Annotated in this window: 16 protein-coding genes; 4 read left to right on the top strand and 12 right to left on the bottom strand. The window is 66.9% G+C overall.

Annotation, left to right across the window (positions count from 1 at the left end):
- Both AB0I04_RS41950 and AB0I04_RS41945 read right to left on the bottom strand, forming a co-directional pair.
- Nucleotides 1–1184 (bottom strand): HAMP domain-containing sensor histidine kinase (locus AB0I04_RS41950; protein ID WP_360897993.1); only part of this gene is annotated, 1184 nt, incomplete at its 3' end.
- Between the two features lie 76 nt (nt 1185–1260).
- Complete coding sequence (locus tag AB0I04_RS41945; protein WP_360897991.1) at nt 1261–1923, bottom strand: response regulator transcription factor; 663 nt, start codon at nt 1921–1923, stop codon at nt 1261–1263.
- Nucleotides 1924–2038: 115 nt separating this feature from the next.
- Here AB0I04_RS41945 and AB0I04_RS41940 point away from each other — a divergent pair, with 115 nt between their 5' ends.
- The gene (locus tag AB0I04_RS41940) at nt 2039–2455 is read left to right on the top strand and encodes a hypothetical protein (RefSeq protein ID WP_360897989.1); all 417 of its coding nucleotides are present in this window, start codon (nt 2039–2041) and stop codon (nt 2453–2455) included.
- 137 nt (nt 2456–2592) lie between these two features.
- Here AB0I04_RS41940 and AB0I04_RS41935 read toward each other — a convergent pair whose 3' ends face one another.
- From AB0I04_RS41935 to AB0I04_RS41910, 6 genes are all read right to left on the bottom strand, one after another.
- The gene (locus AB0I04_RS41935) at nt 2593–3231 is read right to left on the bottom strand and encodes a prolyl oligopeptidase family serine peptidase (protein WP_360897987.1); all 639 of its coding nucleotides are present in this window, start codon (nt 3229–3231) and stop codon (nt 2593–2595) included.
- Entirely contained in the window at nt 3232–3600 is a 369-nt protein-coding gene (locus tag AB0I04_RS41930) for a VOC family protein (protein WP_360897985.1), read from the bottom strand.
- An 85-nt stretch (nt 3601–3685) separates the two neighbouring features.
- Nucleotides 3686–3844 (bottom strand): hypothetical protein, encoded by a 159-nt coding sequence (locus AB0I04_RS41925; RefSeq protein WP_360897983.1) that lies wholly within the window; start codon nt 3842–3844, stop codon nt 3686–3688.
- Complete coding sequence (locus tag AB0I04_RS41920) at nt 3841–4488, bottom strand: SDR family oxidoreductase (protein ID WP_360897981.1); 648 nt, start codon at nt 4486–4488, stop codon at nt 3841–3843. The genes AB0I04_RS41925 and AB0I04_RS41920 overlap by 4 nt, the downstream gene beginning before the upstream one ends.
- Nucleotides 4489–4590: 102 nt before the next feature.
- The gene (locus tag AB0I04_RS41915; RefSeq protein WP_360897979.1) at nt 4591–4998 is read right to left on the bottom strand and encodes a heme-binding protein; all 408 of its coding nucleotides are present in this window, start codon (nt 4996–4998) and stop codon (nt 4591–4593) included.
- Nucleotides 4999–5432: 434 nt separating this feature from the next.
- Nucleotides 5433–8201, bottom strand: coding sequence for an AAA family ATPase (locus AB0I04_RS41910; RefSeq protein WP_360897977.1), 2769 nt, complete (start codon nt 8199–8201; stop codon nt 5433–5435).
- A gap of 341 nt (nt 8202–8542) precedes the next feature.
- Here AB0I04_RS41910 and AB0I04_RS41905 point away from each other — a divergent pair, with 341 nt between their 5' ends.
- Entirely contained in the window at nt 8543–9613 is a 1071-nt protein-coding gene (locus AB0I04_RS41905; protein WP_360897975.1) for an MBL fold metallo-hydrolase, read from the top strand.
- A 6-nt stretch (nt 9614–9619) separates the two neighbouring features.
- Here AB0I04_RS41905 and AB0I04_RS41900 read toward each other — a convergent pair whose 3' ends face one another.
- The gene (locus AB0I04_RS41900; protein ID WP_360897973.1) at nt 9620–10690 is read right to left on the bottom strand and encodes an MFS transporter; all 1071 of its coding nucleotides are present in this window, start codon (nt 10688–10690) and stop codon (nt 9620–9622) included.
- A gap of 267 nt (nt 10691–10957) precedes the next feature.
- Between AB0I04_RS41900 and AB0I04_RS41895 the strand changes: the two genes are divergently transcribed.
- Nucleotides 10958–11509: a TetR/AcrR family transcriptional regulator gene (locus tag AB0I04_RS41895; protein ID WP_360897971.1), complete on the top strand. Its 552-nt coding sequence runs from the start codon at nt 10958–10960 to the stop codon at nt 11507–11509.
- A 78-nt stretch (nt 11510–11587) separates the two neighbouring features.
- On the opposite strand, the gene AB0I04_RS41890 is transcribed toward AB0I04_RS41895, so the two are convergent.
- From AB0I04_RS41890 to AB0I04_RS41880, 3 genes are all read right to left on the bottom strand, one after another.
- The gene (locus AB0I04_RS41890; protein ID WP_360897969.1) at nt 11588–11992 is read right to left on the bottom strand and encodes an ester cyclase; all 405 of its coding nucleotides are present in this window, start codon (nt 11990–11992) and stop codon (nt 11588–11590) included.
- Nucleotides 11993–12062: 70 nt separating this feature from the next.
- Nucleotides 12063–12476 carry an SRPBCC family protein gene (locus tag AB0I04_RS41885; RefSeq protein ID WP_360897967.1) on the bottom strand — a complete coding sequence of 138 codons (414 nt, stop codon included), beginning with the start codon at nt 12474–12476 and terminating at the stop codon, nt 12063–12065.
- A gap of 131 nt (nt 12477–12607) precedes the next feature.
- Entirely contained in the window at nt 12608–13213 is a 606-nt protein-coding gene (locus tag AB0I04_RS41880) for a flavodoxin family protein (protein ID WP_360897966.1), read from the bottom strand.
- A gap of 94 nt (nt 13214–13307) precedes the next feature.
- Here AB0I04_RS41880 and AB0I04_RS41875 point away from each other — a divergent pair, with 94 nt between their 5' ends.
- The gene (locus AB0I04_RS41875) at nt 13308–13718 is read left to right on the top strand and encodes a helix-turn-helix domain-containing protein (protein ID WP_360897964.1); all 411 of its coding nucleotides are present in this window, start codon (nt 13308–13310) and stop codon (nt 13716–13718) included.
- Nucleotides 13719–13720: the final 2 nt, after the last annotated feature.

Genomic DNA, 13720 nt, shown 5'->3' with positions numbered 1-13720 from the left:
CTGCGCGCGGCGTCGAGGCGTACGAATCTTTCGAAGATCCGTTCATGCTGGTCTTCTGGTACGCCGTCCCCGTCGTCGGCGACCTGCAGGATGGCCATGCCGGCGTGGGCTCGTACCGACACCACCACCTCGGAGGCCGCGTGGCGTTGCGCGTTGTCAACCAGATTTCCCAGCACTCGGGCCAACTGGCTCCGCACCCCCTCCACGTTCAGATCCGCCAGCGGCTCCAGCCTGACGGGGATCCGGTCGCCGACCCTCTGGGCGATCTCCTCCTCCACCAGGTCGGCGAGGCCGATCGCCGACCCGGAGAGCGGTTGTTCTCCCGCATCCAACCTTGCCAACAGGAGAAGGTCGGTCGTCAGCCGCTGCAAGCGTGCCACGTCCTCGGCGGCGGCCCCGACATCCAGCAGCGCAGGGTGGGAGTCGCCCACCTCGAGTTGCGTCCGCAGGGATGCGATGGGGCTTTTGAGCTCGTGGGAGGCGTCCGCCACGAATCGGCGCTGTCGTTCCACCGCTCTTTCCAGCGCCGCCAGGGTGGCGTTGGTCGTCCGTGCCAGCCGGGCGATCTCATCGCGGGAGGCGGGTTCGGGAACTCGGCGCGACAGGTCGGAGCTCGCGGTGATGGCGGCCATCTCCCGTCGAATGTTCTCGACCGGCCGCAGCGCCCGTCCGGTCACCAGCCATGTCGCGGCGCCGACCACCGCCAGCAGCAACGGCAGGCCGATCAGCAACGATCCTTTTACCGCCCGCATCACGCTGCGCTCGGTAGCCGTCGGGGAGGCGACATTCACGGTGATCGGTTCGCCGCCGCCGGCGGTGACCTCGTGTGCGGCCCAGCGGTAGTCATCGGTCGTCGCGTCGGTCTGGCCGGTCTTCGGCGCGGCCGATAGGCTCTGGGGTTCTGGCGTAAAGGACGGCGGATCGACGGCGCCCTGGGACGGTGGTACGGCCGTGAACGTCACCGCCGGTGAGGGCGTTTCCGGGCCGACCGGTATCAGACGGATGTTGGACGCCAGTACTTTGCCTTGTGAGTCCGTGATCTCAATAGGGGTCGCCTCGTCCAACCGAACCGCATCGGGAGGCGTCCCAGAGGCGAGCGTCGTCGCGATGGAATGCGCCTCGATCCTTGCCTGCTCGTCGGCTTTCTTCCGCAGATCAGCCCGTAGCACCAGCAGGACGGCCATCCCGGTGGTCACCAAAGCGACCGCCACGACCGCGGTCGCTGCGGCGGCCGCCCGTAGCCGAACCGAGCCCCGTGGTCTACGCATCGGTGATCACCCGGTAGCCGGCTCCGCGGACCGTCTCGATCACGCCAGCTCCCAGCTTGCGGCGCAGTCCGCTCACATACACCTCGACGATATTGGGATCGCCGTCGTAGGAGAAGTCCCAGACATGCTCCATGATCTCCGTTTTCGAGACGACGTTCCCCGGACGGAGCATGAGTTGTTCCAGGACAGAGAATTGCTTGACGGTCAGCGGGACCTCATCCGCGCCCAGGCGTACTTTGCGGGTTCCGCGGTCGATGATCAGATTCCCGGCCCGCACGACCGGTGATGCGCTCTGCCCGGCCCGGCGCAGCAGAGCCCGTATCCGTGCCAGCAGCACCATGTAGGAGAACGGCTTGGTCAGGTAGTCGTCCGCACCGGTGTCTAGGCCTTCGGCCTCGTCGTACTCTCCGTCTTTCGCCGTGAGCATCAAGATCGGCACATCGTCGCCTGACCGCCGCAAGGCCTCGCACAGGTGATAGCCGTTCATCCCGGGAAGGCTGACATCGAGGAGGATCAGGTCGTATGGCACTTCGTTTGCGAGGTGCAGGCCCTCCTTGCCGTCATGCGTGACATCGACGGCGAAGCCCTCGGCTCTGAGTCCCTTGGCCAACGAGACCGCAAGCCGTCTTTCATCTTCCACGATCAGCAAGCGCATGACCCCAGTCTCTCCTGTGCCACCTGAAGAGTTCTTCAGGTGACTTCAGCTGGCCTTCAGCCGCGTCCTGAGAGATTCGATCCCGAAGCGATTCACGCGACAGAAGGGAAATGCAGTGAAACGCACTCTCATCCTCGGCGGCTTGACGGCCATCACCTCGGCGGTTCTGATCGGCGGCGCGGCTTCGTCCTTCGCCGGCACCGGCCACATCCGTCCGGCGAACACGGCGGTTTGCATCACGCCCGTTGACGGCGGCCCGCTGCTGGTCCGGGTCGGGCCGGCCCCGGCCGACCCGAAGCTGACCCTGGCCGACCCGAAGCTGACCCTGGCCGACCCGGTGCTGACCCCGGCCGACCCGGTGCTGACCCCGGCCGACCCGGTGCTGACCCCGGCCGACCCGGTGCTGACCCCGGCCGACCCGGTGCTGACCGCCGTTCCGGGGAAGCCCTCCAAGGTTCGCCCGGGCACCGCGATTCCTATCAGGAAGCCGGTGTCGGGAGCCAACTGCGGAACCACCGACGCCCCCCGCTGACGATTCGAACCGCCGGGGCCCCGCGTCTGCGCGGTCCCGGCGGGCCATTCTCGGCACCCCAGGGCGAGCGCTGCCGAGGACCGACCGGCAGACTCCCACCGGCCGCTGGCGTCGGCCGACGGTCGACAGGCTCAGGTTCATATGTGTTCGCGTATCCACGACGCGGCCAGCGTCGTCCAGATGGCCGCGTCCCCGGCTCCCTCCGCCAGGCCGAGACTGTGCGGCCCGTGGGCGAACACATGGAACGCATGCGGGATCCCGTTGGCGGCGAGTGCTGACGCGAATCGGTAGCTGTGCTCGGGAGGGACGTAGATGTCTTCAGCGGTGTGCCAGATGAAGAACGGTGGTGACTGAGGCGTCACCAGCTTGTCCAGCGATGTCGACCGGCGTGCCTCCGGGCTGGCGTCCTCGCCGAGCAGGATCAGTCTGGAGGGGCGGTAGGTCTCCGTCTCCATCGATGTGATCGCGTAGCCGAGAACCGCGAACTGTACGGCGTCGGCCGACTCGGCGCCGGGCGCGAGAGCCGCGAGGCCGGCCAAGTGACCGCCGGCTGAGAAGCCGATCAGGCCGATGTTGTCGGCTCCGCCCGCGCGACAGCGCCGGATCTCGGCGCGGAGCGCGTCGAGGGGCACCGGGTGGCGGACGTTGAGCGGGTAACGGAAAACACTGGCCTGAATCCCCAGCCCGCTGAGCCAATCGACGATCGGCTCGGCCTCGTGCTGGGTATGCGCCGCGTAACCTCCGCCCGGCAGGACGATCATGTGCGTACGTGTCACTTACGATCCCTCATTCTCTAAGCCGTCGATCAGATCGAACTCATTGCCTTCGACGTCCGCGAAGGTGGTCCACCGGGCATTGAAGAGTGCGACGTCGTTGAGCCTGACGGCGCCGAGGGACAGCAGGCGGGCACACTCGAAGTCGAAATCGTCGGTGACCATGTCCAGGTGCACGCGGTTCTTGACGTACTTGCCCTCGGGAACTTTGCGGAACACGAGCCTGAGCGGGCCCACGTCCGTATCGACTTCGAGCACGGCTGCGTCCTTCGAGGCGTCAGGGCTCAGGCGGCCGCCCAGCGCCTCGGACCAGAACCGCGCTACGGCAGACGCGTTCGCGCAGTCGAAGGTGATTCCGTGAACGCTGGTCATTGCGGCGTTCCTTCCTGCTACGCGGCCGGTGACCGGCGGTTGCTGCCGTCCGGGCAGGGCGGCCGTAGGGTGTCCGTGGCGATCCTCAACTCTGCTGGACCGGTCGAGTCCACGCGGCCTCCTGGAGCTGCTTGATGAGGTCCTCGACGGCCGGTAGCCAGACGTTGCGGTACTTCCCGTCGTCGGCGCCGATGATCGAGACCATCTTGTCGATCATTTCCTGGGGGTCGAGCTGGCCCTTCATGATCGCGGCGAAGTTGGCCTTGATGTCCTCTCGCGGGTGAAGTTCACCGAGTCGTCCTGCCACCGGTAGGTCGTATGGGCGATGCGATCGTTGAAGCCCGTGTCGTACGCGCCGGGGTTGATCGTCTGGACGGTGATCCCCGTCTCCGCGAGCTCGTCCCGCAGGGTGGCCGCGATCGCTTCGAGCGCATGCTTGCTCGCGCAGTAGGCGCCGAGGCCGTAGGCGGTGATGAAGCCGCCCATGGAGCTGACGATCACGATCCGTCCGGCCGTGCCCGCGTCGACGAATTTGCGGATGACCTGCTGGGTCAGCTCGAGGTTGGAGAACACGTTCGTTTCGAACGTGCGCCGGACCAGCTTGACCGGAATCTCGGCCATCGGCCCGCTGTCACCGATCGCGGCGTTGCTGACGAACGTGTCGAAATCCCAGGATACGGCTGCCTTGATGTCACGCGGATCGAGAACGTCGAGCTTGTCAACCGTGATCTGGTCGGCCAGCCCCAGTTCGTCGACGTGATGGCGCAACTCGGTGACCTGCGGCCAGATCTGGGTCGTGGCAAGGACCTGATGGCCCGCTTGGGCCAGGCCGATGGCGGTGCCACGTCCCAGGCCGCTTCCCGCGTCCGTGATGAGGATCTTCTTCATTGCGTCCCCTTCAGTGGATGACATAGTGCGGGTGGTGGAGTTCGTGTTCCGCCGCTGTCACTGCGCGCGGCGGTCAGGCAGAGCGAGCACCACGACGTCGGTTCATCCGCGTCCGCTCAGGCCCGCGCGTGCGACCTCGCCATCCTGGACGGGGAGCCCTCCAGAGACACCGATCGCGCCGATCAAGACGCCGTCCGCGTCGCTGAGCGGGACACCGCCGGCATAGGGGATCAGCCCGCCGTTGGTGTATTCGGTCGCCGGAGCGGGACCGCTGGGCTTACAGAACTCCCAGAGGTTCTCACTCGGGTTGTTGAACAGGATCGACGTCTTCGCCTTCGCCAGTGCGATGTCGATCGACCCCCGGATCGCCCGGTCCATGCGGGCGAAGGCGATCAGGTGTCCGCCGCCGTCCACGACGGCGATGTTCATGGGGACCGCGATCTCTTCAGCGTATGCGCGGGCGCGCTCCACCATCGCCTGGGCATCGTCCAGCGAGATGTGCATGCTCATGTGTCCTTACTTCGGGCGATGATCTGGATCAGGATTCGGCGTGTGATCCGCTCGGTTCAGGACATCACGCCATCGGAAATAGGCTGTATCACCCAAATGGGTGATCGCGGATCGGCGCCCGTGCGCTGAGGATTCAAGCATCGGGCAGAGCGGCGACGGCCTCGGTACACGAGATCTCCCGCAGGAGGCGAACAGCGTGATTGAGTGCCGGCTCCCGATGTGGGGACGAGCGCGGTGCTGTTCTTGGCGCGCCGTCACCCCGAGTCGGTCACAGGTCTCATACAGAGCAGCGCGGCGTATGGCGAAGCCATCGTCGGCTGGATCGAGGGCGGCTACGGACGAGGGTGGTCCGAGCGGTCCTGAGCGCAGGACGACCGTTGGTTGCGCGGACGAGGTCGCCCTGGGGCCGCCCGTAGGCCGCGAGTTCGGCCGCCCTAGACACGCATGGAGGTGTCCTGCTCGTGCATGACGTTGCTGAGCTGAACGCGGGAGCGTACGCCGAGCTTGGCGAACACCGATCGCAGGTGCGTGCCGACCGTGTTGACCGAGATGCCGAGCTCCTCGCTCGCGGCCTTGTTGGTGTAGCCGGACACGATGAGACGGGCGACCTTGAGCTCGGATGGCGTCAGGGACTGCGAGCCGGACGCCGGGCGGGGCTCGATCATACGCCAATGCGCGCGCCGGAGCCCCGCCTTTCGTGCCCTGTCCTGCAGCGTCTTCATCGGGCCGGTCGCTCCTACCCCGTCGTAGATGTCCCAGGCCTGATCGAGCAGTGTGGCTCCCTCTTGTCTCCGGTCTCGGTCCAGGAGTTCGAATCCGAGGTCTTCGTATCCGCCGGCCGTCAGCAGCGGGCGCGGGCTGAGAGCCAGTACGTCGGCGGCACGCTGCAGCAGTTCGAGGTCTTTGCGTGTCGTCCCGCGAAGCTGCAGGGCGGTGCCTGTCAAGCTGGGCACCTCGGGGTTTCGCTGTGCCCCAGTCTCGGCCAGCGCGACGACTTCTTCGGTGAATTCATCCGCTCCCGCGGTCATGCCGAGCTGGGCGAGCATCCGCAGCCAGCCCGGCTTCCACGGCCAGGGGTCCCTTTCTTCGCGGCCTGTGAATACCACCGGTGACAGCAGCGAAACCGCCTCGTCGACGTGGCCTTCGGCCGCGGTGACCCAGCCTCGGATAAGGAGCGGCAACGGCATGCGGCGCTCGTCCTCCGCACTGGCTGGGCCGAATCCGCTCGCCAGTTTCCGGCGTGCCTCGGCGACGTCGCCGCGCTGAAGCGCGACCATGCTTAGCAGCGATGGTGCTTCGATCCCGCAGGTGTAGCTGCCTCGTTCGAGGGCCAGCTCCAGCAGGGTCTGAGCGCCGGCCTCCGCGTCATCGAAGCGGGCGAGGTTGTAGTCCCGCCAGATCTGGGAGTAGATCAGGGACATGAAGATCCTGCCTCGGTCGCCGCTCATGTCGCGGCGCGCGTTCTGCAACATCACATCGGCGTCGTGAAAGCGGTCGAGATGCTGGAGTCCTTGGATCTCCTGCGCGATGTAGGCCGGCCCTGACGCTGCTCGCAAGGCTCGAAAGTGACGAAGTGATCCGTCATGGTCGGCTCGGTTACGCGCGACTTCGGCCAAGGCGTGCCAGGCGAGGTGCCTGGCTCCGTCGTCGTCCAGGCGGTCGGCCTCGCGCAGCGCATCCTCCGCGACGGGGCCGACGGTGGCGGCCGGTTCCACCCTGGACAAGGCGAGCGCTTGCAGAGCCGCCAGCTGCGCTCGGAGGGCCGGCGAAACGTTCGGTCGGGAGAGCGCTCTCGTGCTGCGAACCACTGAGTCCTGCCATTGGCCGGTGAGCCACAACGCGCGAGCCACGGCGATCTCGACGTGTCCGGCGGGCTCGTCATCGTCAAGATGAGCCAACAGGACGTCGGCGACGCCCATGGCCTCTGTGCATCGCTGGACCAGGCTGAGCAGTTCCACGCATCGCCGGCCGAGAGTGAGCCAGGAGTCTTGCTCGGGGCGCACCGAGTGGAATGCCGCGAGGATCAACTCGCTCGCGGCTTCGGGCATGGCCCCTGCCGCCTGGTCGGCGGCGTCGGCCAGGAGAGCCGCGGTGTGCTCGTCGCCAGGGCTGATGCCCGCGCGAGCGTGCGTCGCGATGGTCAGGGGATCGGCGCCCGCGTCGCGTAGGTGCTGAGCGCAACGTTGGTGCAGGGTGCGGCGCGTGCGCTCGGTCAGGTCGGCGTAGATCGCTTCGCGGATCAGGTCGTGCCTGAACGTGAGTCCGGGGGCGCGGTCGTTTTCCAGAAGGCCCGTGCGGACCGCTTCGGCGAGGCCATGGGTGACCTGCTCGGTCGAATGCTCAGGGAGTAGCGCTGCGGCGTCCTCGACGGTGAGGGCCTGACCGAAGACCGCGGCGACCCTCATGAGCTCGGCCGTGGCCTGGTCGAGCTCCGCGACGCGACGGCGCACGCCGAGAATGAATTCGGTGGGGATGTCGAGGTCGGCGTCGTCATCTGCTTTCTCCCGGACCACGCCCTCCATGATCTGTGTGGCGAAGAACGGGTTTCCGCCGACGCCGTCCAGCATGCGGCTGACACGGGCCGACGGCACTCGGTGGAGCCGGTCCTCGGCCATGGCCATGATGTCGGGCGCGCTCAGCGGACCGAGCTCTATGACCTCGACCCGAGACTCGACGAAGCTCGAGCGTTTTAGATCATCGAGCAGGCCTTCGTCCGAACTCCTGCTGGCGAACAGCCACAGGATCGGGGACCCGGTCAGGCGGGACGGGAGGGACCGCAAGACGAAGCGGCTCACCGGATCCGACCATTGCGCGTCGTCGATTCCGATCAGGAGCGGCCTCTCGTTCGACAGGCGCTCGAGCAGCCCCGCGACATCGTCGAGGAGCAGCAGTGGTTCGGCGGTCCGGGCGGCCAGGTCGGCAAGCTCGGCCGCCGTCAGGAGAGGCCGGGAGCCGGAGCGCAACGCGAGCAGCAGTGGCGCGGCCGGCGATATACGGCCGATCTGGTCGGCCTTGCTCACCCCACAGCCGAACTCCATCGACATCGCCTGGTCGGCGATCGCCGCGAACACCGCCGACTTTCCGATCCCGGGCTCGCCCTCTACCACGAGCACGCCCCCGTGCCCCTGGGTCCGTACCCGACGCAGCATGCTGAGTGCCGTGGCCATGGCCTCGGAGCGTCCCCGCAACACAGTCCTGGCCATCGGTCCTCCCTGACTCCGTCGACACTATGGGCGCCGCACCGCCACGCTGCGGGCGGCCCCAACGAGGCCGCGGCCCTTTCACAGACCACCCGGTCTGCGCCAACGGTACGCTATCGGCGCTGACGCCAGAGGAAGAAGATTTGCGGCAGTTTGGGGTCTTAGTGCCCGTACTGCGCAAGACGACCAGACCTGTCGCCCCTCATCCCCTGGGATTCCCCGCACAGCGACTCGCCGGCGCCGAGTCAAAGCGGAGACCGGGCGGCCGAAGGGCCGTGTCTGGGTACGTCGCACTCCGTCTTCTCAAACCGGCGGCGTCGGGGTGGTTCCGCCGGGACGCGCCGGTGCGTGTTGGCATCGCCGACCAGGCCGCGGTGCCCGGTGAGGTGAGCGACGGGGAACGGCGGCCGTGTGCGAGTGCGTCGTACCGGCGCCCTGGTGGTATCACCCATCGGGGGAAATCTGTGAGGCCCGAGTCCGGTAACGGACCGCAAAGGAGATCACCAATGGTTGAATTCGCGCCTGTACCCGATTTTGCTCGAGGTCCGAACATCCCGGATTCCGGTTACCTTGTCACTGAGCTGGGCGGCGGGGCTTACGGAATCACCAGCGGGTTGGTCAACACCATGTTCCTGGTGACCAAGAAAGGCGTGGTCGTCGTGGACGCCCCACCGGACCTCGGCGAGAAACTGCTGATGGGCATCGAAGAGTTCACCCCGAAGCCGATCACACACCTGATCTACAGTCACGCGCACGCCGACCACATAGGATCCGCTCACCTGCTGGCACGCGACGGCCTGAAGATCATCGCCCACGAGCGCACCGCGCAGTTCATCGAGGAGGCACAGGACGACAACCGGCCCGTGCCCAACGAAACCTTCGGCGGGACCAGAAGCGAGCTGAGCATCGACGGAGAAAGGTTCATCCTCGAATACACCGGCGACTGGCATCAGCCGGGGAATCTGTTCATCCACCTCCCGGAACAGAAGATTCTGACCGCGATCGACAGCTTCACGGTGAAGAACGCGCCGTTCTTCCGTCTTCTCTTCTCCCCTCACGTACCCGCGTACTTCGACGCCATGGACCAATTGCTGGAATACGACTTCGAGACCGTCGTGTCCGGCCACATGGCCCTGTTCGGCACTCCCGAGGACGTGCAGACCAATCGCGAGTACATCCGCGACCTGCGAGCCTCCGCCACCCAGGCGCTGGGCGCGGTGGACCTCCGACAGGCCGCTGCCGCCGCCGGAGTGTCCGACACCAACCGGCAGGCACAGCTCAAGGTCTGGATGGACGCGGTCGTCGCTCGCGCGGCAGAGTTCATGCTGGCGTCCTGGGACACGCGCCTCGGAGGCACCGACATCTTCCTCACCGACAACCTCAACGCCGTCGCATGGAGTGTCTTCATCGACTAATACGGGTCAGCGGCTTGTGTTGACGCGGTACTGCGCGAACAACCCGAGGGTCGCGGCGACGAGGATGGCGGCACCGTAGCCGAGGACGGTGCCCAGCAGACCGACCTGAGCGATCAGGAGTCCCGCGATGATCGCCGGCACTCCGAAGCTCAGGTAGGCGACCATGTAGATGGACGCGAAGAGCCCTGCCCTCTGGTGGGGTCGAGCGAGCGGGGCGATGGTCCGGATGGCCCCGGAGAACGAGGCGCCGAAGCCCACGCCGCCGATGATGCCTCCCGCCCACAGCAGAGAAAGCATTCCGGCGGCGACACCGGTCTCGATCACCGCGGTTCCCAGCAGTTCACCCGCACCGCCGATGAAGGTGGTGTGGCGTGGTGTCAGCCGGCCGAGGAAGAGGCCGGCCACGGCGGCTGCCGCGGGCTCGATGAAAGCCGTGGCACCGTTCAGGAGACCACTGTGCAGGCCCAGCAGGTCCCGGATGATGGTGGGCACGAGCCCCATGAAGAGGCCGGCCAGCATCCACGCGGCCAGGTGAACGGGGATACCCGCCAGGAACTCACGACGCGCGGACTGGGGGATCGAGACGCGGGGCATCAGGGCGCGTGCCGCTCCGGGACGCGTGGAAACGGTTTCCGCCGAGAACGCGGCGACACCCGTGCCGACGACCATGATCCCTGCGAGGGCCGTGAACACGATCAGAGTCGCGTGGCTGCTGAACTGGACCGCTGCGCCGGTCAGCAGGGCTCCCAAGCCGAGCCTGCCCGCCGGAGCGGCGCTGGTGATGATGGTGCCCAGTTTCTTGTGGCGTTCCGGGGCGTGTTCGACGACCGAGGCCGAGAAGGCGCTCGTGGCCGCGCCGGTGGCGATGCCCTGGATGGTGCGGGCTGCGATGACCCAGCCGATGTCCGGGGCAAGACGAACATGAGCATCGCGCCGAGCTCCACCAGAAGCGATCCGACCAGGACAGGTCGGCGTCCGATGTGGTCGGACAGCGAGCCGGCGACCAGCAGAGCCGCCAGCAGACCGAGCGCGTAGGAAGCGAAGGTGACCGTCAACACCCAGGCAGGGAAGTGCCACTGCTGCTCGAAGACGACCAGCAGTGGCGTGGGCGCGCCTGCGGCCAGGTGAGCGCTGCGAGGACGGCAGCCGACCCGGCGAACGCCGCGGAAGGAGGAAGCAGCCTGCGGGGCCGGTCGGTCTCAGAGACCGTGAGGGCAGGGCTGCGGTGTTGCCTTGTTTCGGTGATGGACACCTCAGAGCCCTCTAAGGCCAAAGCCTGTGCGTTAGTACCATCGTAGACCCGGAGAAGGCTTAATGCAAAGCCATGTGCGTTATAGTAGGAGCATGGTTGCGAAATCGTCCCCGCAGCGGCGCACCGGCGGCCGCAGCGCCCTGGTGCTGACGTCCATCAGGAAGGCCGTCGAGGAACTGATCGCCGAACGGGGCAGCGACGCCATCACCATCCCCCTGGTCGCGGAGCGCGCGGGAGTGAATCACTCGAGCATCTACCGGCGGTGGGGCGACGCGCGGACCATGATCAACGATCTGGCGACCTACCGGCTCGATCCGGACCGTGGCCTTCCGGACACCGGAGACCTGCGCGCCGATCTGACCGCATGGGCCCAGGAGCTGATCGGCCACTACAGCACACCGGTGAACGCCGCCCTCTTGCGGGGCGGGGCCGCCGCAGCCGGTGAGAGCGAGTCGGATTGCCTGCGCGATCGGCGGGCAGAAGCGGCCGGCTTCGCCGCCCGCCCCGGCAGCACCTTCAGCGGCGACCAGGTCATCGACCTGCTGGTGGCCCCCATCATCTACCGGGCCATCTTCCTGCCCTGGACGCTGCCTGAGGCGGATGCGCGCACGTACGTCGACGAACTCTGCGACCGCTCCGCCTGAAGTCGGCGTGTACGCGACGGCCGCCGGCCGCCTCCCGGTCTGAGGCGGCGGCGGCCGCGTGAACACCTGCGGCTGATCTCAGCGCTCCTCGGGGAAATCGTCGCCGTACATCGGCAGGCCGCTCAGGGATTCTTTCCGGGAGGCTTCCTCCTCGATTACGTCCCAGTGCTCCGCGAGGATGCCGTCCTCGATGCGGAGGAAGTCGGTGACGATCCATGGGGCGGGCTGTCCGTGCCCTGAGAAACGCCCCCGCACCATGACCATGTCCCCTTCCGCCATGATCAGTTCGCATTCGTGCTTCAGCTCCGACGGGAGGCTCTTGACCAGTTCGAAGAGCCCCTCCCGGCCGGGCGCGATGCGGGCGCTGTGCTGGATGTACGAGGGAGACCAGAAGCGCTCGGCAGCGGCGTAGTCCCGTTCGTTGAACAGAGTGTCGAAGGCTTCACGGACGATGGCCTTGTTCTTGTCTTCGATGGTGCTCATGAAGGGTGATCGCTTTCTGTCGGTGGCTTGCAGAAATGGGTGCGGACACCCTGGGCGAACCTGTGCCCCCCTACGCGCCGAGTTCCGCCGCAACTTTGTCAAGGCACGCCTGGTAGAAGCCCGTCAGGGCTGTCGTGGCATCTTCTTCGGTGACTCCCGGCGCCGGCTCGAACCGGGCGGCCCAGTCGAGCTCGGACTGGTCCGTACCGACCGCCGTCACTGTGAGGCGGGCGGTGAAGTCCCGGACGGGGACTGGCCCGGGGTCGTCGAAACGATAGCGGTGAAAGAGCGGGCCCTCTTCCACGAGCCTTTCGACGAGCCGCGCACCGTCGTGCATCGTGATGGTGCGGGTCTGCTGGTCGTCGTTCCTCAGGACGCCGACGACGCCGGGCATCCACCTGTCCACGGCGTAGAAGTCGCCGATGAGATCCCACACTTTGGCGGCGGGGGCGTCGTAATGCTTCTTCAGGTTGAAGGCCGTCATGTGTCAGTCCTCACGGGGTGTGTGGAATGGGACCGGGCCCGCGCCTGGCGATGGGAGCGCGGTGCACTCGTGGTCCGCGGACGCCCCCCACGTGCCGGTGAGTGCGAGGTGCGAGGGCGCCGTCGTGGGTGTTATCGGTGGGCGAGGGAGTTCCTGCCCGCGATGTTGATCTCGGCCTGACGGGTGACTCGGGCGCCGAGGTGTTCGGCGGTGGCGATGTCGGAGGCGTTGACGGTGTCGACGCCGCCGTCCTGGGGGGTCGAGGCGCCGGCGCCGATCCAGATGCCGAGGCGGTTGAGGTCGTCTTCGGAGGCGGTGAGGGCGTTCCAGCCGGGGGGCAGGCCGAGGCCGACCCAGATCATGTGGTGCTGGGCGGCGAGAGCGCTCATGAAGTTGAGGGTGTTGAGCTTGTCGCCGCTCTTGGAAGCGGAGTTGGTGAAGCCGGCGGCGATCTTGTCGGCCCAAGCGTTTGTCAGGTAGCGGCCGCTGGTGGCTTCGGCGAAGGTGTGGAAGGCGGCGGAGGCGCCGCCCATGTAGGTGGGGGAGCCGAAGATGATGGCGTCGGCGTCGTCGAGTCGCTGCCAATCCTCGTCGGTGATGGCGTCCACCGGGATGTAGGCGACCTCGGCTCCGGCCTTTTCGGCACCGCGCTTGACCCCTTCGGCCAGAACCGCTGTATGTCCGTAGCCGGAGTGGAAGGCGATGGCGACTAGGGGGCGCTTGATGGTCTCGATCACAGGACTACTCCTCAAGTAGGTATGACCTCCAAGCTATACTTGATCTCTAAAAGAGGTCAAGCTCCTCTGGGGGTGCTGGTGTATCCTGAGGGGCGTGTCACACCAGGAGCAGCCGCCGCACATCCTCGACCCGGAGCGGCCGATGGACATCCTCGACGCGGCCTGCCCCAGCCGTGACGTCTTCGTGGATCTGGCCGACAAGTGGGCCCTGCTGATGCTGCTGAGCCTGCGCGAGCGCGGTGTCCAGCGGTTCTCCGAACTGCAGCGCTCCATCGGAGGGATCAGCCGCAAGATGTTCTCGCAAACCCTGCGAACCCTGGAACGCGATGGGCTGGTCGCCAGGACGGTGGACCCCAACGCCACGCCGCCTCTGGTCCTGTACGGACTCACCGACCTCGGCAGCGAAATCGCCGAGGAAACCCGCGTCCTCTGCACCTGGACCCACACCCGCGCCGCCCAGGTCCTCGAGGCACGCACTGCCTATGACCGGCGCACCGCCAACTGACC

It is taken from the genome of Actinoallomurus sp. NPDC050550 (genome assembly GCF_040655075.1).
In the GTDB taxonomy this organism is placed as follows: domain Bacteria; phylum Actinomycetota; class Actinomycetes; order Streptosporangiales; family Streptosporangiaceae; genus Actinoallomurus.
This window is presented reverse-complemented; position numbering and strand designations above follow the sequence as displayed.